This is a genomic window from Janibacter terrae NBRC 107853, assembly GCF_001591405.1.
GTDB classification, from domain to species: Bacteria; Actinomycetota; Actinomycetes; order Actinomycetales; family Dermatophilaceae; genus Janibacter; species Janibacter terrae.
The window spans coordinates 376,022-395,359 of the sequence record NZ_BCUV01000007.1 but is presented as its reverse complement, the minus strand read 5'-3'; the positions used below and the strand labels follow the sequence as shown (position 1 = coordinate 395,359).

Annotated in this window: 20 protein-coding genes and 1 tRNA gene; 12 read left to right on the top strand and 9 right to left on the bottom strand. The window is 71.1% G+C overall.

Annotated elements, in window-relative coordinates; translation table 11 throughout:
- Positions 1–45: 45 nt before the first annotated feature.
- Positions 46–885 carry a protein phosphatase 2C domain-containing protein gene (locus JT1_RS11470; RefSeq protein ID WP_068326459.1) on the bottom strand — a complete coding sequence of 280 codons (840 nt, stop codon included), beginning with the start codon at positions 883–885 and terminating at the stop codon, positions 46–48.
- Entirely contained in the window at positions 861–1,685 is an 825-nt protein-coding gene (locus JT1_RS11465; protein ID WP_068326456.1) for a hypothetical protein, read from the bottom strand. Before JT1_RS11465 ends, JT1_RS11470 begins: the two co-directional genes overlap by 25 nt.
- Positions 1,686–1,803: 118 nt before the next feature.
- Here JT1_RS11465 and JT1_RS11460 point away from each other — a divergent pair, with 118 nt between their 5' ends.
- The 3 genes from JT1_RS11460 to JT1_RS19165 all read left to right on the top strand — a co-directional run bounded on the left by JT1_RS11460 (position 1,804) and on the right by JT1_RS19165 (position 4,116).
- Positions 1,804–2,241, top strand: a complete 438-nt coding sequence (locus JT1_RS11460) for a plasmid replication, integration and excision activator (protein WP_068326453.1) — start codon at positions 1,804–1,806, stop codon at positions 2,239–2,241.
- A 110-nt stretch (positions 2,242–2,351) separates the two neighbouring features.
- The gene (locus JT1_RS11455; protein ID WP_169701962.1) at positions 2,352–3,845 is read left to right on the top strand and encodes a type IV secretory system conjugative DNA transfer family protein; all 1,494 of its coding nucleotides are present in this window, start codon (positions 2,352–2,354) and stop codon (positions 3,843–3,845) included.
- Entirely contained in the window at positions 3,805–4,116 is a 312-nt protein-coding gene (locus tag JT1_RS19165) for a WhiB family transcriptional regulator (protein WP_082807632.1), read from the top strand. The genes JT1_RS11455 and JT1_RS19165 overlap by 41 nt, the downstream gene beginning before the upstream one ends.
- On the opposite strand, the gene JT1_RS11450 is transcribed toward JT1_RS19165, so the two are convergent.
- Complete coding sequence (locus tag JT1_RS11450; protein ID WP_068326446.1) at positions 4,061–5,308, bottom strand: IS256 family transposase; 1,248 nt, start codon at positions 5,306–5,308, stop codon at positions 4,061–4,063. The genes JT1_RS19165 and JT1_RS11450 overlap by 56 nt on opposite strands.
- Before the next feature lie 262 nt (positions 5,309–5,570).
- On the opposite strand from JT1_RS11450, the gene JT1_RS11440 reads away from it, so the two are divergent.
- From JT1_RS11440 to JT1_RS11430, 4 genes are all read left to right on the top strand, one after another.
- On the top strand, positions 5,571–5,834 hold the full coding sequence (locus JT1_RS11440; RefSeq protein WP_068326439.1) for a hypothetical protein: 264 nt from the start codon (positions 5,571–5,573) through the stop codon (positions 5,832–5,834).
- Between the two features lie 96 nt (positions 5,835–5,930).
- Positions 5,931–7,430: a replication initiator gene (locus JT1_RS11435; protein WP_169701960.1), complete on the top strand. Its 1,500-nt coding sequence runs from the start codon at positions 5,931–5,933 to the stop codon at positions 7,428–7,430.
- Positions 7,427–7,657 (top strand): helix-turn-helix transcriptional regulator, encoded by a 231-nt coding sequence (locus tag JT1_RS17885; protein ID WP_082807631.1) that lies wholly within the window; start codon positions 7,427–7,429, stop codon positions 7,655–7,657. Before JT1_RS11435 ends, JT1_RS17885 begins: the two co-directional genes overlap by 4 nt.
- Positions 7,658–7,698: 41 nt before the next feature.
- Entirely contained in the window at positions 7,699–8,799 is a 1,101-nt protein-coding gene (locus tag JT1_RS11430; protein ID WP_169701959.1) for a tyrosine-type recombinase/integrase, read from the top strand.
- 3 nt (positions 8,800–8,802) lie between these two features.
- Here the strand turns inward: JT1_RS11430 and JT1_RS11425 are convergent.
- Positions 8,803–8,874 (bottom strand) — tRNA-Arg (locus tag JT1_RS11425).
- Between the two features lie 95 nt (positions 8,875–8,969).
- Here JT1_RS11425 and JT1_RS11420 point away from each other — a divergent pair.
- Together JT1_RS11420 and JT1_RS11415 are read left to right on the top strand one after the other, a co-directional pair.
- Positions 8,970–12,599 carry a PDDEXK-like endonuclease domain-containing protein gene (locus tag JT1_RS11420; protein ID WP_068326429.1) on the top strand — a complete coding sequence of 1,210 codons (3,630 nt, stop codon included), beginning with the start codon at positions 8,970–8,972 and terminating at the stop codon, positions 12,597–12,599.
- Positions 12,596–12,820 carry a hypothetical protein gene (locus JT1_RS11415; protein WP_068326426.1) on the top strand — a complete coding sequence of 75 codons (225 nt, stop codon included), beginning with the start codon at positions 12,596–12,598 and terminating at the stop codon, positions 12,818–12,820. The genes JT1_RS11420 and JT1_RS11415 overlap by 4 nt, the downstream gene beginning before the upstream one ends.
- A gap of 148 nt (positions 12,821–12,968) precedes the next feature.
- Here the strand turns inward: JT1_RS11415 and mscL are convergent, their stop codons facing one another.
- From mscL to JT1_RS11390, 5 genes are all read right to left on the bottom strand, one after another.
- Complete coding sequence (mscL, locus tag JT1_RS11410) at positions 12,969–13,331, bottom strand: large conductance mechanosensitive channel protein MscL (RefSeq protein WP_068326424.1); 363 nt, start codon at positions 13,329–13,331, stop codon at positions 12,969–12,971.
- A 95-nt stretch (positions 13,332–13,426) separates the two neighbouring features.
- Entirely contained in the window at positions 13,427–13,885 is a 459-nt protein-coding gene (locus tag JT1_RS11405) for a hypothetical protein (protein ID WP_068326421.1), read from the bottom strand.
- 41 nt (positions 13,886–13,926) lie between these two features.
- Positions 13,927–14,199 (bottom strand): FmdB family zinc ribbon protein, encoded by a 273-nt coding sequence (locus tag JT1_RS11400; RefSeq protein WP_068326418.1) that lies wholly within the window; start codon positions 14,197–14,199, stop codon positions 13,927–13,929.
- A gap of 11 nt (positions 14,200–14,210) precedes the next feature.
- Positions 14,211–15,734 (bottom strand): potassium/proton antiporter, encoded by a 1,524-nt coding sequence (locus JT1_RS11395; RefSeq protein WP_068329107.1) that lies wholly within the window; start codon positions 15,732–15,734, stop codon positions 14,211–14,213.
- On the bottom strand, positions 15,731–16,315 hold the full coding sequence (locus tag JT1_RS11390) for a 5-formyltetrahydrofolate cyclo-ligase (protein ID WP_068326413.1): 585 nt from the start codon (positions 16,313–16,315) through the stop codon (positions 15,731–15,733). The genes JT1_RS11395 and JT1_RS11390 overlap by 4 nt, the downstream gene beginning before the upstream one ends.
- A 23-nt stretch (positions 16,316–16,338) precedes the next feature.
- Here JT1_RS11390 and JT1_RS11385 point away from each other — a divergent pair, with 23 nt between their 5' ends.
- From JT1_RS11385 to JT1_RS11375, 3 genes are read left to right on the top strand one after another with little or no spacing between them, the layout of a single operon-like run.
- Positions 16,339–17,736, top strand: coding sequence for a UTP--glucose-1-phosphate uridylyltransferase (locus JT1_RS11385; RefSeq protein ID WP_068326410.1), 1,398 nt, complete (start codon positions 16,339–16,341; stop codon positions 17,734–17,736).
- Entirely contained in the window at positions 17,733–18,386 is a 654-nt protein-coding gene (locus JT1_RS11380) for a GNAT family N-acetyltransferase (protein ID WP_068326407.1), read from the top strand. The genes JT1_RS11385 and JT1_RS11380 overlap by 4 nt, the downstream gene beginning before the upstream one ends.
- Positions 18,387–18,427: 41 nt before the next feature.
- On the top strand, positions 18,428–19,282 hold the full coding sequence (locus JT1_RS11375) for a SepX/GlpR family protein (RefSeq protein WP_068326404.1): 855 nt from the start codon (positions 18,428–18,430) through the stop codon (positions 19,280–19,282).
- Positions 19,283–19,338: the final 56 nt, after the last annotated feature.

The window sequence follows — 19,338 nt, the reverse complement described above, 5'->3', positions numbered from 1 at the left end:
ATATCCCGCGGCTGCTGGCCTTCGATGCGAACATGCCGGCCACGTTCAACGGGACTGACGCTGGTACGTAGTGCCGAAGTCGATGACAAGTAGCGTCTTGTCGTCGTGCGCTTTGCTTCGAGGCCAGGTGATCGCCTGCTGGTCCGACTCCTCGGCTTCATGTAGCGCTTCGAGAAGCGGACGAAGATCGGAGCGAGCGAAGGCAGCCCACGAGTCCACCGTCCCGTACTCGAGCGCTGAGGCTGCGCCATCCGTCGCCAAGACGATGGCGTCGATCTCGGACAGGGGCAGTCGGTCACCAATTGCGTGATGGGCGGCTTCTGGCTCCGCCCCTGCGATCCAATAGCCGCCGCCTTGATTGCGGGCTGCTTCCTGACGCGATTGCAGCTGCTGCAGTAGGGCTCGGTGTTGGCTGTCGAAACCGTGGCCATCGGCCAAACGCGATCGGTACTCAGTTCGGAGGTCGGGAGCGATGGCTGCCAGTCGTGAGTCTGTGACGGCCGATTCCTGCTCGGAGTGGATGAGAGCCGCGGTGCTGTCGCCGAGGACGTATACCTCGACCGCTTCGTTGGTCCACCGCGCTATCGCGAGGGTGCTTGTGGGGCAGCTCTCGGGGTCGTCATGGGCCGCAGATGCGCTCTCGATCGCCTTCGACACGATGTCCGTCGTGGCATCGACCGGGCGTGCAGTCAGTTCGTCAACGAGTTTGTTCTTGAGACGCTCGGCGTACCAGGCTCCGTCGTGCTCGGGCCGCGTTGTGTCGAACGATGACGCTCCATCGAGGACGAAGGCCCATCCGTCGCCGTAGGCAAAGCGGTCTTGGTTCTTCTCTCCGCCGGCGAGCGTGGCTGCTCGAACGGTTACCAGTGGACCACCGGGCCCCATGCGGCCTCCTTCGTGGTTGGGAGCAGTCCGTCGAACTGAGCGCGGACGACCATCGAGAAGTCCTGCGCTCCCACAGCATCGTGAAGGGAACGCAGATTCTCTGCAACGTAGGAGACTGCTCCGATCGAGCCCAGGGCATGGATCCCAGCGATGACCAGGACTGTCTTGGTCCCTCGTGTGACCCGCCCGACGTAGGCGAGGTCTTCCCCCTTCGCGCCGTTGTCGAGCGGTGACTCGAATCGCTGGCCGGTCTTCCGGTCCTCGATGGCCCACCGGCCGTCTTCGGTCTCGTGGAAGGCCAGGACTGGGTCGTGGTTGAGGATCTCGGCCGAGACGTGGGAGGACTTCGGGCCGCAGATCACTACCGCCTCGTGAGCCGGCGTCCACGAACCGTCGATCGGGATCGCCACCGGTCGGACTTCAAACGTAAGGTCCCGCAAGACATCCGAGATGATCCGGGCGGACTCCGCGTCCTCCAGGGCCACGACACCCTCCGGGCGATCGCTGCTGTGACGCGTCGGTGTGGCGACGTCGATAGGACCGACCCCGAAGAAGGCTCGTTCCGTGGCCGGTGCGTCCTTACGAATCTGCGAGATCCGTCCCCTCGTCAGTCCGAGCTCTGCACCAACAGCGCTGAAGGTCCCGCCGCGCTGCTCGACCACGCGGTTGATGGCGTCGCGCCGGATTCGGGCAAGCTCGTAGCCACGCTGGCGGTACAGCGCCATGAGGTCGCCGGCCATGCGTGCTTGCTCTAGTGGGTCCGACTCGCGCCGGACCGCCTCGAAGGGGTCGTTGTCCACAGAGTCAGTTTAGAAGGTCTTGACGGAGGACTGCGCAAGCCCTACTTTGGGGACCAGCCCTACGTATAGGGCTTCTAAACACATCGGGTGTTTAGGCCTACTAGACAGGAGAAGAGTCATGGCTGTTAGCCGTCGCATGGAGGTTGTGTTCGGATCGGTCTTCCCGAACGGGGCGTACCTCGTCGGTGATGTCGAGCCGGTACAGGACTTCAACCAGGAGAAGCGCGCCGACGGAACTCGCCCGCAGCAGACGGACCCCGACACCGGGGAGCTGATCTGGACCGTCCCGGTCCTCGATGCCGACCCCGAGGCGCGCAAGAACGAGAAGACGATCAACGTCAAGATCTCAGCGCGTCAGCAGCCTGTCCCCCCGGCCAACACGGGGGACTTGCCCTTCGTGCCGGTCGAGTTCGAGGGCCTGACGGTGACGCCCTGGATCGACGACAACGGCGTGCGGCCCAAGCTCGCGTGGTCCTACCGAGCCAAGGGCATGGCCGCCCCGGGCAAGGTGTCCAAGTCCTCTGGCGTCGGTCGCTCGGAGTCGGCGGCTGCGTGATGACTCTTCTGGGTGCGTGGGGCGGCCGTCTGGCGCGTGGGCTGGTGCTTGCGGGTCGGGCGGCTGCCCCCGCGGTTTGCAGACTCGTTGCGATCTGGGTCGCGCTCATCGTGCTGGCCGAGGCCGTGGAGTCCCTGCCGGCGGAGATCGGTCCCTTCGCCTTCTTGGCTGTCGGGCCGTGGGAGACGAGGGAGCTTGCTTCGTGGGTGGGGCCGATGCGAACCGGGGCCGGCGCGGTCGTGTGGGCAGTCGTCGGCCTCGTCGGGGCGGTCTTTGTCGTCTCGGTCTACCTGCCCGACGCAGTCTCCGCGTGGATCGGACGGCGGGACGTACGGCGATCCTTCATCGCTGTGGCCCGTTCCTGCGGTCTGTCGGAGCGCGTGGACGAAGGCGGTGAGCCGACGTGGACGGACCCGCGGCTGCTCCGCGTGACCTCGCAGGGCGGAGTGGTCATCGCACGCATCAGATCGCGTCGTGGCCAGGCATCGACTGACCTCGTTGCCGGTGCCGAGAAGCTGGCGGCTGGGGTCGGGGCCGTTGCCTTTCGGTCCTCGGTCATCTCCCCGTCAGTCGCTGACGTGCGCTTGACGATGGCGGACGCCTTGGAGTCGGCGACCACGGCGGCCCTGCCAACTGACCGTACGGTCGGAGCGACGCTCGAGCCGATGGAGGTCGGCCGGGAAGAGTCCGGGATGCCATGGCGTCTGTCGCTCGTGGGAAAGCACACCCTCGTGGCGGGTCGCTCCGGTTCGGGCAAGGGCTCGGTGCTCTGGGGCGTCGTCGCTTCCCTCGCCCCATGGATCGCCCAGGACACCGTCCGGGTGCACGGCGTCGACTTGAAGCGTGGCGTTGAGATCGCCATGGGGGACGGGCTGATGTTCCGTACCGCCTACCGCCCCGAGCAGGCGTTGGCGGTCCTGCGAGACCTGCTGCAGATCATCGACGAGCGAGCCGGCCAGATGGTTGGGCAGTCGCGCTTGCACGAGCCCCTCCCGGGAGACCCGCTGCACCTCTTGGTGATCGACGAGCTCGCGGCGCTGACTGCCTACGCGGACGCCGAAGTGAAGAGGGAGGGAAACCGGCTCCTGGCCGAGATCCTCACGCAGGGGCGCGCGATGGGCGTCGTGGTGGTCGCCTTCGTGCAGGACCCCAAGAAGGAGACGGTGCCGGCCCGGGGCCTGTTCACCCAGATGATCGCTCTTCGTCTCGCGTCAGCGGATGAGGTTCGGATGGTTCTGGGGCAGGGGATGAGTGACGAGGCTCCGGCCCACCGGATCCCCATGGACATGCCGGGCGCGGGCTATCTGGTCACCGAGGAGGGCTCGGTCGCGCGGGTGCGGGCTCACTACTGGTCCGACGCGCTGATCAAGGCCACTGCGGCTCACTACCCGGCTGCGGTGCGTTGGGTGCCCCCGCTGGAGGAGATCGCCGCAGCCGGCGTCCAGTTCGTGCCGTCCGCTGAGGCGATCACGGCGTCTGAGGGCGAAGGGGGCGAGCAGCCGCGACCACGTGAACGTCGTCCGCGCTCACCTCGGAAGAAGACCAACAACCACGAGACGACGAATGTCATTGCGCTGGAAGGGGTTCGACATGATTCTGAATGACAGGCCGCGTGAGGTGCGGCTGACGTTGGCGACGCTCAACACCCACGGTGCATGCGCGGGTCATCCGCACCCGGACTGGTGGTTCCCAGAGCGTGGATACGACGACGCGGTCAAGGCACTGCTCGTGTGCGCATCCTGTCCTGTGCGCGAGATATGCCGCGAGTACGGTCAAGTCCCGGGTGGTGGTGTAGCGGCGTGTTCTCCTTCGCTAGGGGTTAGGCGGTCAGTGCTGGCAGGGTGTGGTCTCCGATCTCGGGGTTGGTGTCGGTGACGATCGTGATGCGGCAGCGGGCCAGGACGTCGAGGCCGAGGTAGCGCCGTCCTTCGGCCCATTCGTCGGTCTGCTCGGCCAGCACGGCGCCGACCAGGCGCACGATCGCGGCCCGGTTGGGGAAGATGCCCACGGAGTCGGTGCGGCGTCGGATCTCGCGGTTGAGGCGTTCGGCGGGGTTGTTCGACCAGATCTGGGTCCACACGTCCTTGGGGAAGGCGGTGAACGCCAGGATGTCCGCTCGCGCTGCGTCGAGGTGGTCGTGGACATCGGGCAGCTTGCCGTCGACGTACTCCAGCAGCCGCTCGAACTGCGCCTGGACGGCGTCCTTGTCGGGTTGGTCGTACACCGAGTGCAACATCGCCTTCACGGCCGGCCACATGCTCTTGGGGGTCACGGACATCAGGTTCGCGGCGTAGTGCGTGCGGCAGCGTTGCCACGACGCGCCGGGCAGGTTCGCCGCGATGGCCTCGACCAAGCCCTTGTGGGCGTCGGAGGTGACCAGCCGCACCCCGCTCAGTCCGCGGGCGCTCAGGTCGGCGAAGAACTCATTCCACGCCGGACCTGTCTCGGAGGTGGCCACGCGTAGCCCGAGGACTTCGCGGTGCCCGTCGGCGTTGACCCCGACCGCGATCAACGCGACGGCGTTGATCACCCGCCCGCCCTCGCGGACCTTCATCGTCAGCGCGTCGGCGGACACGAACGTGAACGGCCCCGCATCGGCCAGGGGCCGGTGGCGAAACTCCTCGACGATCTGGTCGAGGTCGGCCGCCATGCGGCTGACCTGCGACTTGCTCAACGAGTCAATCCCCAAGGTCTTGACGAGCTTGTCCATGCGCCGGGTCGACACCCCGGCGAGGTAGCAGTCCGCGACGACCGTGATCAACGCGGACTCGGCGCGCTTCCTACGCTCGAGGAGCCACTCGGGGAAGTAGGTCCCCGAGCGCAGTTTCGGGATCGCGACGTCCACGGTCCCGACGCGGGTGTCCAGGTCGCGGTGACGGTACCCATTGCGCTGCGCCGTGCGAGTCGCGCTGGGTCGGCCGTACTGGGCTCCGACGACGGCATCGGCGTCCGCGGACAACAACGCGTTGAGCATGGTCTGCAGCAGGGAACGCATCAAGTCCGGGCTGGCTTCGGACAGGGCTTCACCCAGCAGGCCGGCAGGGTCGACAATGTGTGGTGCGGTCATCGTGATGACTCCGTTCGAGAGTGCTGTGGAAGATTCGCTCGAAGGATCACGCGGTGGCCGCACCCACGTCCACAACCGGGACCATGTCGGCGACCGCGCTACACCACTATCGGGGACTCAACTGCGAGTACGCGCGTACGTGGGAGGACGAGGGCGTGTGGGGTGGCACCACGGAGGAAGACCGCGAGGAACGCCGAGTCGTCACCCTGCCCCCGGAGTGCGCGGACCTGACCTTGCCCGGGCTCGAGCTGGGGGAGACGGCATGAGCTGGATGCTGGCTGTCGCGCCGTCGCAGGTGCTGCCCCTTCGCTCCGCGCTGGGCCGTGGTGCTGCCGTCGCCTGTGACGAGTGCGGGACGGTCTTCGTGCGACGCACCGACGGCCGGGTGGTGTTTCCGACGACCTCGGACGCCATCGCCGCGGCCACGACCTTCTGCGAAGGCTGGTCATACGTGATCGGCAACGGGCGGGACCACCTCGTCTGTGTCGACTGCGTCGCGTCGCGTGAGGCTGCGGGCGAGTTCTGATGCACCAGCGGACTCGACGTCGGATCTCGTGGATCACACTCGCCTTCCTCGTGGTGGCCGTGGCTCGACTCATCGCCCACGTGACGGGTGGCTGACATGACCCTCACGCTGAACCGCCAACAGGGCCTCGACGGGTTGACCGATCGGGCAAGCACCGCAGTCCGAGAACTGATCGCCCGCGGAGAGCTGGACAACTTCACCCAGGCGGCCAGCCGGGTCGGGTTCTGCCAGAGACCGATCCGCTTGGCAGGGCGCGGACTGACCGTCGACAGGCGCACCGGGGAAGTCGTGTCGAGCTACTCCTCCGAGGATGCCCCGATGGGGGTGCTGCTGACGCGATGCGGCAACCGACGGGAATCGGTGTGCACGTCGTGCTCGCGTGTCTACGCCCGCGACACCTTCGAGATGATCCGGTGCGGCCTCGAAGGGGGCAAGGGCGTCCCCGAGCGGGTCGCGGAGAACCCCCTCGTCTTCGTCACGGTCACCGCACCTTCGTTCGGGCCCGTGCACTCCATCCGTGGCGGACGCATGTGCCACCCGAGAGGCGCTCAGAAGTGCCCGCATGGACGGTCGCTCTCATGCACCCGCCGGCACGAGAAGGACGATGCCGTGGTGGGGTCACCGATCTGCCCGGAGTGCTACGACTACCTCGGACACGTCGTCTGGCAGTACCACGCACCCGAGCTCTGGCGGCGCGCCGTGCAGGACGTCAGCCGCCAGCTCGCCGCGCTCCTGGACGTGACGACCTCGTCCGTCTCGAAGGTCGTGTCCCGACAGTTCGGGCGAACCGCTGAGATGCAGGCTCGTGGAGCCGTCCACTTCCACGCGCTGTTCCGTCTGGACGGTCCCCTCAACCAAGGGATCGGGGCAGCCTGCGACGTCGGAGTCGAGGTCATGGTCGAGGCGATCCGCGCAGCCTTCTCGCGGGCCAAGGTCATCGCTCCACCGACCTATGACCAGGACGAAGCGCGGGTCCTTCGCTGGGGCGAGCAGCTCGACATCCGGGTGGTGCGGGACGGCCACCGCACCGACGACCCCGATGCGCCCATCACCGGTGAGCAGGTAGCGGCCTACCTCGCGAAGTACTCCACCAAGGACACGTCGCTGGCCGTGCCAGACAGCGCTCACGTGCACCGGATCAAGCAGGCATGCCGAGACGTCCACGACGAGGCAATCCTGCGTGCGGAGCGACGTCGAGCGGGGGAGGACGTTGCGGTCCCTGTCGACGCCGAGGGCCGGGATCACTACGTGCTCATCGGGAAGTGGGCCAAAGAGCTCGGCTACCGCGGGCACTACTCCTCCAAGTCCAGGTGCTACTCGGTGACTTACCGGACCCTGCGCCGCCGAAGGGCCCGGTTCCAGCAGGTCATGCAGGACGAGACCGAACGTGCCCACCGCGCTGGGAAACCCGTCGACGTCGAAGCAATCGAGCGGGCCCTGCAGGTCGAGGAGGACGAGTCCGAGACCTCGGTGGTCATCGGCATGTGGGAGTTCGTCGGGGTCGGCTGGTCCAGCGAAGGGGAAGTCGAGATCGCCACGGCCGCGGCTGCCCGTGCGCGCGAGTACGCCCAGGAGCGAGCAGGAACGGGGACATGAACACACGCGAGGGGAAGGTGAACGGGATGAGCCAAGCAACGACGGTCGAGTTTCCGGAGCTGTTGACGGTCAAGGAGGTCGCGCAGATCTGTGGCGTACCTGTCTCGACCGTGTACCACTGGGTGGCGCTGGGGGAGGGGCCTCCATCGTTCAAGCTGGGCAAGCATCGACGCTTTGATGCGGCAGAGGCTCGAGCGTGGCTGGACGAGGCGAAGGCACGACGATGATCTCCCGTCGAGTGGGACGCACCGGGCGTGTCAGGTGGCAGGTGCGCTATTACGCTCCCGACGGTCGAGAGCGAGCCAGGACCTTCGACAGGCGGGTCGACGCAGTCGCTTACGAACAGGAGATCGCGACCCGCAAACGTCGTGGTGACTGGGTGGATCCCCGGCGCGGGGACGTGCTCCTGACGACTGTCTGGGAGGAGTACGACCGGTCCGGGTCGGGCCATCTGAGGGCGACGACACGGGCGAACTACCGCCGGGGCTGGAAGCATGTCGACCAACAGTTCGGCAGATGGCCTGTCTCGAAGATCGAGCACGCCGACGTCGCGGACTGGGTGACGGACCTGTCCAAGATGAAGGGGCCCGACACCGTCCGGCAGGCACATCGAGTTCTTGTCCAGGTGCTCGACCATGCGATGCGGACGCGGCGGGTGCCGGTGAACGTTGCTCGAGGGATCCGCCTCCCATCGCGGCCTCCGGCGCGCGACGTCATCCTTACGGTCGAGCAGGTGCACTCGCTGGCGGAGGCGATGCCCAAGGACGGAGACATCGTCCTGGCCATGGCGTACTTGGGGCTGCGGTGGTCAGAACTCGCGGCGCTTCGTGTTGCGGACGTCGATCTCGCCCGGCGCCGTGTGCACGTCGTCGAGCGGGCGACTGAGGTGGATGGTCGCCTCGATGTGAGTCAGCCGAAAAGCAAGGCATCCAACCGCTACATCGGGATCCCGGCCATGGTTGCGGACCTGCTCGAGCAGCGCATTCACGGCAAGCAGCTCGAGGACCTGGTCTTCCCATCTCCCGAGGGCAGCCACCTACGGGTACGGAACTGGCGACGCCGGTCGGGGTTCGACTCCGCGCGTGACGAGCTCGGAATCGTCGCGACCCCGCACGACCTGCGCCGTACCTTCGGAAGCCTCGCGCGGATGGCGGGCGCGGATCTGCGCTTCATCCAGAAGGCGATGGGCCACGGTTCGATCACGACGACGGCACGCATCTATGCGCACCTCTACGACGACGAGCTCGACGCGGTCGCGTCGGCCCTGGACGGCCTGGGAAGTGCCCGCATGGAGCGGGTCATGCGGGCGAAAAGCGGGCGACCTGACCCGCTCAACCCCTCACCGGGCACCGAGAACCCCGGGATCTAGCGGTGCCCCCGGCTGGATTCGAACCAGCGACACCTTCTTTAGGAGAGAAGTGCTCTTCCCCTGAGCTACGAGGGCTTGGCACCGCAGCGCCAGAGGACAGGGTACGCGTTCGAGCCGGTGCGGCCACGCTGGTGCCGCCCGAGGGGTCCACGGATTGTTAGCGTGGGTAGGTGACCGAGCCGCCGACGACCCCTGCCCCGGTGCCGGCCTCCCTGACGGCGCTGCGCCGGGAGCTCATGGAGCTCGGCGGTCCCAACACCCTCCTCTGGCCGGCCCGCGACCCCAACGTCGTCGACCTGACGACCGCCCACCCCGGCGGCGTCGCGATGCTCCTGTCCGGGCGCCCGGCGCGGCTGTCCGACCTCGTCCGCGAGCCGGGTGCGCTGCTGCGCGCCCAGCGGCACGCGGCACACCTCGCCGAGCACGTCGAGCGGGTCGCCGAGGAGCACGGTGTCGAGACGTGCTTCCTCGCGATGGGGGCGGCGTCCTGGCAGGTGCCGGGGGAGGACGAGCGTCCGCTCGCCCCCGTGATCCTGCGGCGGGCCTCCCTTCGTCGGCTGCGTCCGGGTCCGGACTTCGCGCTCGACCTCGCCGCGCGGGTCGAGGTCAACCCCGCGCTCCTCACCTACCTGCGGGGCGCGCTCCGCCGCGACATCGACGGCGAGGCGCTCGCCGACCTCGGCCGCGGCGACGGCCACGGGTTCAACCCGACCCCGGTCCTCGACGCGCTGCGCGAGCAGTGCGCGGACCTGCCCGAGCTCAACATCAGCCCGCGGATCGTCGTCGCGTCCTTCCCCTACGGCAAGGCCGAGGCGCTCGCGGACCTCGCCGCGCTCGACGCGGCGGGCCGCTTCACGCAGGGTCCGGCCGCCGCGCTCCTCGCCGGCGACCCCCTTCCCGAGGACGAAGGGGAGGTCCCGAGCGTCGCCGAGTCGGCCGTCCTCGACGTCACCGCCGACCAGCAGGGCGTCCTCGACCGCGTCGCTGCCGGTCACGACCTCTACGTCGACGCCCCGCCCGGGACGGGCGTCGCGCGGCTCGTCGCCGCGACGATCGCCCAGGCGGCCGGCGAGGGCCGCAGCGTCCTGCTCCTCACCGAGAAGCGTGCGGCCATCGAGAGCGCCCTCGCCGAGCTCGGTCTGGCCGGCCTCGAGGACCTCGTCGCGCACGTCACCGACCCCGCGGCCGAGGTCGACACCGCCCGGATCACCGGCCGCTGGCCGAGCCGCCCGCCGGAGTCCCCGCGCTCCTTCGACCTACCGGGCCAACGGGCCGCCGAGGCCGCCCGCGTCCTCGACGGGCACACGAGGGCGATGCACCAGCCACGCGAGCCGTGGGGCGTCTCGATCGCCGACGCGCAGGACGCGATCGTCGGCCTGGGCGCCCGTCGCCCCGCGCCGCGCTCCCGGGTCCGTCTCGACCGTCGGGTCCTCGCCTCCCTCGACACCGAAGGGAGGGACGCCCTCGTCGGGCAGCTGACCGGCGTCGCCCACCGCCGTGCCTGGCGGCCCGGACGCGACCACGAGCCGTGGGCCGGCGCCGAGCTGCACTCCCAGGACGACGTCGACGAGGTGCTCGCCGCCCTCGAGCGGCTGCGCGGGAAGGGCGGCAGCCTGGCCTCCCTGCGCGCCACCGTGCGCGACGTCTTCCGCGACATCGCCGAGCCGCGGGCCGCGTGCCCCGCCGACCACGGCCGCTTCCTCGCGGGCATCGAGGAGATCCGCGACACCCTCGAGGTCTTCCGGCCCGAGGTCTTCGACACACCGCTCGAGCACCTGCTCGCGGCGACCGGGCCCAAGGGCACCGACCCGGAGGGCGAGCCGCTCGGCGTCATCGAGCGGCGCCGGCTGCGCGCCCAGGCCCGCCGGCTGCTCCGCCCGGGCCGTCCGCCGGAGGACCTCCACGCCGCCCTTCGTCTCGCGGCCGAGCAGCGCCGCAGCTGGTCGCGGCTCACCGGGGGCGGCGGTCGCCCGCGCATCCCGGCCGAGATGGACCGGGCGCACACCGCCTACGAGCGCGTGTACGCCGACCTCACGCACGTCCGATCCGTCGTCGGTGGCGACGACCTGCTCGACGTCCCGTGGGACGACCTCACCGCTCGACTCGACGAGCTGGCCAACGACGTCGCCGGCGCCCGGGTGGTGCCCGAGGTCATCGACGACCTCGACGACCTGCGCAGGCGCGGCCTCGGGCCCCTCGTCGACGACCTCGCCACCCGCACCGTCGAGCCGCGCGCCGTCGCGGACGAGGTGCTCTTCGTCTGGTGGACCTCGGTGCTCGCCGAGGCGGGCCGGGACGAGCGCTTCGCCTCCGTCACCGGTGCGGGCCTCGACGAGGCGCTGCGCACCTTCGTCGAGGCCGACCGGGCGAGCCTGGGAGCCAACGCCGCCCGTGTGGCCACCCGTCAGCGTGAGCGGTTCCACCTCGAGGGCCGCCGGCACCGGCGGGCCGCCCGTGAGGTCGCCGCGTGCGAGCAGGGTCTCGCCGCGCCGCCGTCGTGGACCCAGGCGTTCGCGCAGTGGGGCGGGCTGCTGCGGGCGGCGGCGCCGGCGTGGGCGATGTCCCCCTTCGTCGTCGGTCAGGTGCTGCCCCGGGAGGAGCGGTTCGACCTCGTCGTCGTCGACGACGCCTCCCGCACGACGCTCGCCCGCACGATCGCGGGCATCTCCCGCGGTGGGCAGCTGCTCGTCATCGGCGACCACGGCCAGCTGCCCCCGGACACGTGGACCGCCGACGCCGGGGTCGCGGCGCCCGCCCGCCCGCGGACCTCGCTCGCCGTCCTCGCCGGCACGGTCCTGCCGACCGTCGCTCTCCGCGACAGCGCCTACCCGCGCCCGCGCGTCGCGCGGCTGCTGGGTGCCGACGCGACCGCCGGCGAGGTCGTGCACCCGCCCGAGCCGCTCACCCGCGAGGGCATCCACCACGTCCGCGTCGAGGGCCTCGGGGTGCTCGACGAGCGCACCGGCCTGGTCGAGACGAGCGCCGACGAGGTGGCCGCCGTCATCGAGCGCGTCCGCCACCACCTGACCCGCCACCCGCGCCGCTCGCTCGGCGTCGTGACCTTCGGGCAGCTGCATGCCGAGCGCATCCGCGATGCCGTCGCCGACCTCCTCCAGTCCGACCCCGAGCTCGCCGCGGCCATCGCCGCGCTGCCCGAGCCTCTGGTCATCAAGCCCGTCGACCGCTGGCAGCGCGAGCAGCGCGATGCCGTGGTCGTCAGCCTCGGGTTCGGCCGCACCCCGCAGGGCCGGGCCGTCCAGCGCCTCGGCGCGCTGAGCGGTGACGTCGGCGCCGAGCTCGTGCTCCTCGCCGCGACCCGTGCCCGCCGCACCGCCATCTGGGTGACCGCGCTCGACGCCTCCGACCTCGACGGCGAGCGCGCCGGCCTGCCCGGCCACGCCGCGCTGCGCACCCTCCTCGCCGGTCTCGCCGACACCGCGCCCGCCGAGGAGGGCGACGACGGCGAGCTCACGCCGCTGCTGGCCGGGTTCGTCGAGCGGCTGCGGGCCGCCGACCTGGTCGTGCGCACGCACGTCGGCGTGGGAGAGCACTGCGTCGACATCGCGATCGCCGACCCCAGGGACCGCTCGCGCATGCTCGTCGCGGTCGATGTCGACGGCCCGGGGTACGCCGGGCTGGCGTCGACCCGGCAGCGCGACCGGATCCTCGTCGAGCGCCTCACCGACCTCGGGTGGCACCACCTGCGACTGTGGGCCACCGACATCTTCGCCGACCCCGCCCGCCAGGAGGCCCGGGTCCAGCGCGCCGTCCGAGAAGCCCTGGCGATGGAGGAGTCATGAGCGAAGACCCGCAGGAGCACGAGGACGAGCCCCGGGACGACGAGGCCCGCGCCGAGGAGGCACAACAGCTCGAGCACGAGCAGGCCGAGGAGGACGACCCGCGCTCGCGCCGCCGCCCCGAGCAGACCCGTGACGACACCGACCGGGGCTGGGGCGAGCGCCCCGACGAGTCCGAGCACGACCGCTGGCTGCGCGAGCAGCGCCCGCCCCACTGGGAGTGACGCCGGACGTCGCCACCGAGACTCGGGGGATGGCCGCAATCCACCCCGGATAGGGGCCATCCCCCGAGTCTCGGCGCGGGGGAGCACGCCGAAGGGGGTCGGTCACCGTGACGGTGACCGACCCCCTTCGGGTGTGGCGTGGCGTGACTCAGGCGCGGCCGGCGCGCAGGGAGTCGCGGATCTCGCGGAGCAGCTCGACGGACTCGTCGGTGGTCTCCTCCTCGGCAGCGACGAAGCGCTGACGCATGTGCGTGTAGGGCTTCACGACGAAGAAGTACACGACGAAGGCGAGGATGAGGAAGGCGATGACGGCGGTGATGAAGACACCGACCGGGAGGCCGCCCGGCTTGTAGGCGGAGAAGTCCGGGTTGGCGCCGATGACCTTGGCGATGGCCGCGAGCAGCAGCTCGGTGAACGTCGCGACGACCGCGCCGAACGAGGTCGCCATGATCAGACCGACGGCGATCTCCACGAGGTTGCCGCGCATGAGGAAGTCCTTGAAGCCCGACATGAGGGCCTCCTTTCGGATGGGTTTACAGGGGTCGCGACGGGGTGGGTCCCGCCACTCACCCCCAAGTCTGGACCCTGGACCATGATCCTGCGGTTTCATCCCGCCTCGGTCGTGTCGTGTCGTGCGCTCCCGACGAGCACGAATCCGCCACCGCCCGCGCCGTCCGGGGCCATCTGGCGCAGCAGCGGACCGACGTCCTGGTCGCGCAGGGTGATCCGCGCCATGGACCCACCCGAGGGCGCCTCGGACGTGCCGCCGAACCGGGTGCTGGCGACGACCGGGGACTCCCGGCCCGGCAGGTAGACGCCCACCTCGTCACCGGCCGACAGGTGGTCGGCGGGCAGGGCGAGCGGCAGCGAGAGCGTCGGCCCCGTGGTGGCGTCGGCCTCCGGCGTCGGGGACGAAGGGGGCGCAGCCGCACCGAGCGTGAGCTGCAGCGCCAGCAGCAGGGCAGCCGCGGCGAGCCCGCGGCGCACGAGCGAGAGCCGCCAGGCGGCCCGGCGTCCCGGGCCGAAGAGCGAGGGCAGGTGCTGGGCGAGCGAGGATGAGGCCATGCCCCGACGCTAGGGACGGGGAGGGCCTGCCGGCGGGGGCCTCAGTCCGCGGTGGACGACGCGGCAGCCGCCGCGGGGGCTGTGGACGAGCCGTCGGACGAGCTCGAGCTGCTCGACGAGCTCGAGCCGTTGCCCGAGGAGCGGGAGTCGTTGCGGTAGAACCCGCCTCCCTTGAAGACGACGCCGACGGCGTTGAACTGCTTGCGCAGGGTGCCCCCGCACTGGGGGCACGACGTCAGCGCGTCGTCGCTGAAGGACTGGACGATGTCGAAGGCGTGGCCGCAGTCGGCGCAGGCGTAGGCATAGGTAGGCATATCGACGCATATCATACGTCGCCGCGCCACCCCGCCAGACGCCCGTGCCGGGAGACGGAACGCAGCCGGGCCTCGACCGCCTCTCGCTCGCTGCCCGGGGTGACGACGAGGAGCCGGTCGTGGGTCCACAACCGGGTGTGCGCGTCCGGGACGAAGGTGGCGTCGCCGCGGACGACGAGCGAGATGTTCGCCCCCTTCGGCAAGCGCAGCTCGTAGACCTCGACGCCGGCCAGCCGCGAGCCGGGCGGGACCGCGACCTCGAGCAGCTCCGCGCCGAGCTCCTCGAGCGGCATCGCCTCGACGATGACACCGGAGGCACGGGCCGGCTCGGTGACCCGGAGCACGCGGGCCACCCACGGCATGAGCGGGCCCTGCACGAGCGTGAAGATCACCACGAGCATGAAGACGAGGTCGAAGACCCACTCGATGCCCGGCACCGAGTTGGTGATCGGCACGGTGGCGAGGACGACGGGCACCGCCCCGCGCAGGCCCGCCCAGGAGATGAAGGCCTGCTCCCGCCACGGCACCCGGAAGGGGGTGAGCGAGACGATGACCGACAGCGGTCGGGCGAGGAGGAGCAGGACGAGCCCCACGAGGACCGCGCGCGGCACCTCGTCGATGAAGCCGGACGGCGTCGCGAGCATGCCGAGCATGACGAAGAGCCCGATCTGCGCCAGCCAGCCGAGCGCCTGGGCGAACCCGGTCACGGCCTGGCGGTGCGGCAGGTGCATGTTGCCCAGCACGAGCGCGGCGAGGTAGCAGGCGATGAACCCGGAGGCGTGCACCGACGCGGCGCTCGCGTAGGCGAGGACGCCGATGGCGACGACGCCGAGCGAGAAGAGCCCCGACGTCCCCGTCGCCAGCCGGCTCATGAGCTTGCCGCCGAGCCACCCGACGGCCAGGCCGACGAGCGCGCCGCTGGCCAGCTCGGCGACGGCGAGCAGCCCGATGCGCCACCACGGCTCGGCCTCGGCCGGCTGGGCGATCTGCAGCGACAGGGCCGTCACGAGGAGCACGACCGGCGCGTCGTTGAACCCGGACTCCGCCTCGAGCATCCCGGACAGCCGCCGCGGCAGGGGCACGACGCGCAGCACGGAGAAGACGGCCGCGGCGTCGGTCGAGGCGAGGATCGCGCCGATGAGCAGGCTGATCCGCCAGTCCGTGTGGAGGATCTCGTGGAGCGCGACGGCGACGACCGCGACGGACACGAGCACGCCGACGGTGGAGAGGGCGAGCGCCGGGGCGACGGAGCTGCGGATCGAGGACCACTTCGTCGTGAGGCCACCCTCGACGAGGATCAGCACGAGCGCGCAGTACCCGAGGACCTGCGCGACCTGGTCGGAGTCGAAGGGGATGCCCAGCCCCTCCTTGCCGACGGCGAGCCCGATGGCCAGGTAGAGCAGGAGGGTCGGCAACCCCGCCCTGGAGGCGAGGCGCACAGCGGCGACCGAGACGACGATGACGAGCGAGCCGGCGAGCAGCACGAGCGAGAGCTCGGCCAGGCCGAACCCGGTGGCCGCGTCGGCCGCGGTCACGGGGGCCCCGACCCCTCGGTCGCGGGGGAGAGCCCGCCCGCCGTGAGGACCCACCGGACCGGCACGTCGTGCGGGTCGCGGGGGAGGGGGGCGTCCGTGTGCTCCCCCGGGTGGAGCAGCACGAGCACCGGCGTGGACGAAGGGAGCGCCGGCAGCACCCGGTCGTAGCAGCCACCGCCCTGCCCGAGGCGCGTGCCGGTCGTGTCGACGGCCAGGGCCGGGACGAGCGCGAGATCAGCGCCCGTCGGGGCGTCGGTGCCGAGCGGGGTGCGGCCCGCGTCGGCGAGGTCGCACCACTCGAGACGCATGTCCGGCAGCGTGATCGGCACGAGGACGCGGAGGCCGAGCTGCTGCAGCCGGGCGTTGAGCGCGGCGGTCGGCGGCTCGTGGGGGAGCGACTCGTAGGACAGGACGGTCGCGCCCGTCGGCAGACCGGCGAGCGGCTCGCCGCCGAGCGCGGACTCGAGGACGGCGGCGAGGGCCGCACCGTCCGCGGCGAGGTCCCGCGCGGCGGCCAGCTCTCGACGCTGGGCGCGCAGGAGGCGACGAGCATCTCCCTTCGCGCTGCTGCCCCGTCCCATGACGGCATCGTAGGGTGACGGGCATGACAGCGAAGGGGCCCGAGTCCGCCGTGCTGAAGATGACCGAGCGTGGGGTCGACCGTCGCGCGATCGCGGTCTTCGAGGACTACTGGCGCCAGCTCGCCGATGGTGCGCAGGGCACGATCCCCGAGGAGACCATCGAGCCGCTCGTCGAGCTGCCGGAGCTCGCCGCCATCGAGGTCTCCGACGACGAGCGTCGACAGGCACTCGCGCAGGTCGCCGTCATCAAACTCAACGGCGGGCTCGGCACGAGCATGGGCATGTCCGGGCCGAAGTCGGCGCTCGTCGCCCGCGACGGGCTGACCTTCCTCGACGTCATCGCCCGCCAGCTCGTCGGGCTGGAGGAGCGCTACGGCAGCCGGCCGCCGCTCGTGCTGATGAACTCCTTCCGCACCCGCGAGGCCTCCCTCGAGATCCTCGAGCGGTACCCGCAGCTGGCCCGCCAGGCCCTGCCGCTGGACTTCCTGCAGAACATGGAGCCCAAGCTCGACGCCGCGACCCTCGAGCCGGTGCAGTGGCCCGACGACCCCGAGCTCGAGTGGTGCCCGCCGGGGCACGGCGACGTGTACGTGGCCCTCGCCGCCTCCGGCCTCCTGCAGCAGATGCGCGACGCCGGCATCCGCTACGCCTTCATCTCCAACGCCGACAACCTCGGCGCGACCTGCGACCCCGACATCGCGGCCTGGCTGATCGCCGAGGGCATCCCCTTCGCGGCCGAGGTCGCCGAGCGAACCGTTAACGACCGCAAGGGCGGTCACGTCGCGGTCCGCAGGAGCGACGGCCGGCTCATCCTGCGCGAGTCGGCGATGGTCGTCGAGGAGGAGCAGGACCTCTTCCAGGACACCGGCCGCCACCAGTGGTTCAACACCAACAACCTGTGGGTGGGGCTCGACGAGCTCGACGCGCTGCTCACCGCGCGCGACGGCGTCCTCGGCCTGCCGATCATCATCAACCGCAAGACCGTCGACCCGACCCGGCCCGACTCGCCGCGGATCATCCAGATCGAGTCGGCGATGGGTACGGCGGTCGAGGCCTTCGAGGGCAGCGTGGCGCTGCGCGTGCCGCGCTCGCGCTTCCGCCCGGTCAAGACGACCAACGAGCTGCTGCTGCTGCGCAGCGACGTCTTCGAGCTCGACGAGACCTCGCGCATCGTCTCGCGCATCGACCACAAGGAGCCGCGGGTCAGTCTCGACGACGCCTACAAGTTCGTCACCGACTTCGATGCGCGCTTCCCGTCGGGTGTCCCTTCGCTGCGGCAGTGCACCTCCTTCGCCGTCGAGGGTGACGTGACCTTCGGCGCGGACGTGAGCGCCGTCGGGGACGTCGTCGTCGAGGCCACGGAGCCGGCTCAGGTCGCCGACGGCACCCGGCTGGAGGGCCGGGTCCGGTTGTCGGAGTGAGGCGCTCGCGCGAGGTCGTCCTCGTCGGGACCACCCCGTCGGGTGAGTCGATCACCCTTCGTCCCGTGCGAAGGGGGGACCGCGACGAGTTCCTCGGCCTGCGCGCCCGCAACGCGGCCTGGCTCACGCCGTGGGAGCCGACGGTCCCGCCGGGCGGTCCCCCGCGCCGGGACATGGCCGCCGACTGGCGCGGCTACGTGCGGGCGCTGCAGCGCGAGGCGCGCTCCGGCTCCGGCCTGAGCCTCGTCATCGTCGTGGACGAGCGGATCGTCGGGATGGTCTCCGCGAGCAGCATCGTCGAGGGTGCGCTGCGCTCGGCGAGCATCGGCTACTGGGTGGCGCAGGAGGCTGCCGGGCGCGGGTACGCGCCGACCGCGACCGCGCTCCTCGTCGACCACCTCATGGACCCGAACGGCCGTGCGCTGCACCGGGTCCAGCTCGAGATCCGCCCGGAGAACGCAGCGAGCCTGGCGGTCGTCGCCAAGCTCGGCCTGCGCGAGGAGGGGACCAAGCGGGCCTTCCTCCACCTCGACGGGGCGTGGCGCGACTGCCGCTCCTTCGCGGTCGTGCGCGAAGAGGTCGGCCCCGGAGGGCTGCTCGCGCGTTTGTCACACCCACAACACCCGTCACGTGCGCGACACACCGAGTAGCCTGCGCCACGGTTGCGCTCCGACTGCCTAGCGTTGGGTCCGTGCAGCCGAGCAGCCTGATCTTCGTCCTTGTCGTGGCGATCTGGGCTGTCTACCTGCTCCAGTACTGGATCAAGCGCCGCGACCACCTCGCCACCGTCCGATCCGTCGACCGCTTCTCCGCGGCGATGCGCGTCCTGGACGACCACCGCTTGCGGCGCACGGCCGACCCGGTGCCCCGCTCCTACGCCGTGGCGCCCACGCGCGCCGCGCGCCCCCAGGTGACCGTCAAGCACGCCGAGGCGCCGCAGCGCGCCCGGGTCGTCGAGCCGGTCGTCGGTGCCCCGCGCCGGGTGCGGGGCCTGGTCCTGCTCGCGATGGTCGTCCTCCTGCCCGTCGTCGCGCTCGTCGCCGCTCTCGGCCCGCTGCCCTGGTGGGTCGGCGTCGCCTGGCTCGTGGGCACGGTCGCCTCCTTCGGCTGGCTGCGTCAGGCCGTCCAGGCCGAGCGCGCCTCCCGGGCGCACGCCCGCAGCGAGCAGCGCCGCGCCGCCGCCCCCCTTCGCACCGATGCCCCCCGTCCCGCTCGCGCCGCGCGTCCCGCGATCCAGGCGCAGACGCCGACCGCCACCGACCCGGAGCCCGCCCCGGTCCACCGTCGCGCCGAGCGCGTCTACGACGTCGCCGCCACCACGCGCACCGCGCCGGTCACCGTCGAGGTCGAGGAGCCGGTGGAGTCGGCGCCGCCGGCGCCCGGCACCTGGGAGCCGACGCCGGTACCCCGGCCCATGTACACGATGAAGGCCCGGGCCGAGCGTCCCGCGCCCGCCCCGATGCCCGCGGCCCCCGTCGCCGACGAGGTCCCGCAGGTCATCGAGGTCGAGGACGAGGAGCTGCCGGCCATCGCCGGCTGGCGCTGACCTCCCCCTTCGTCCTCCGTCCCTCACGGCCGGGTCGAGGTGATGGCGACCGCCTG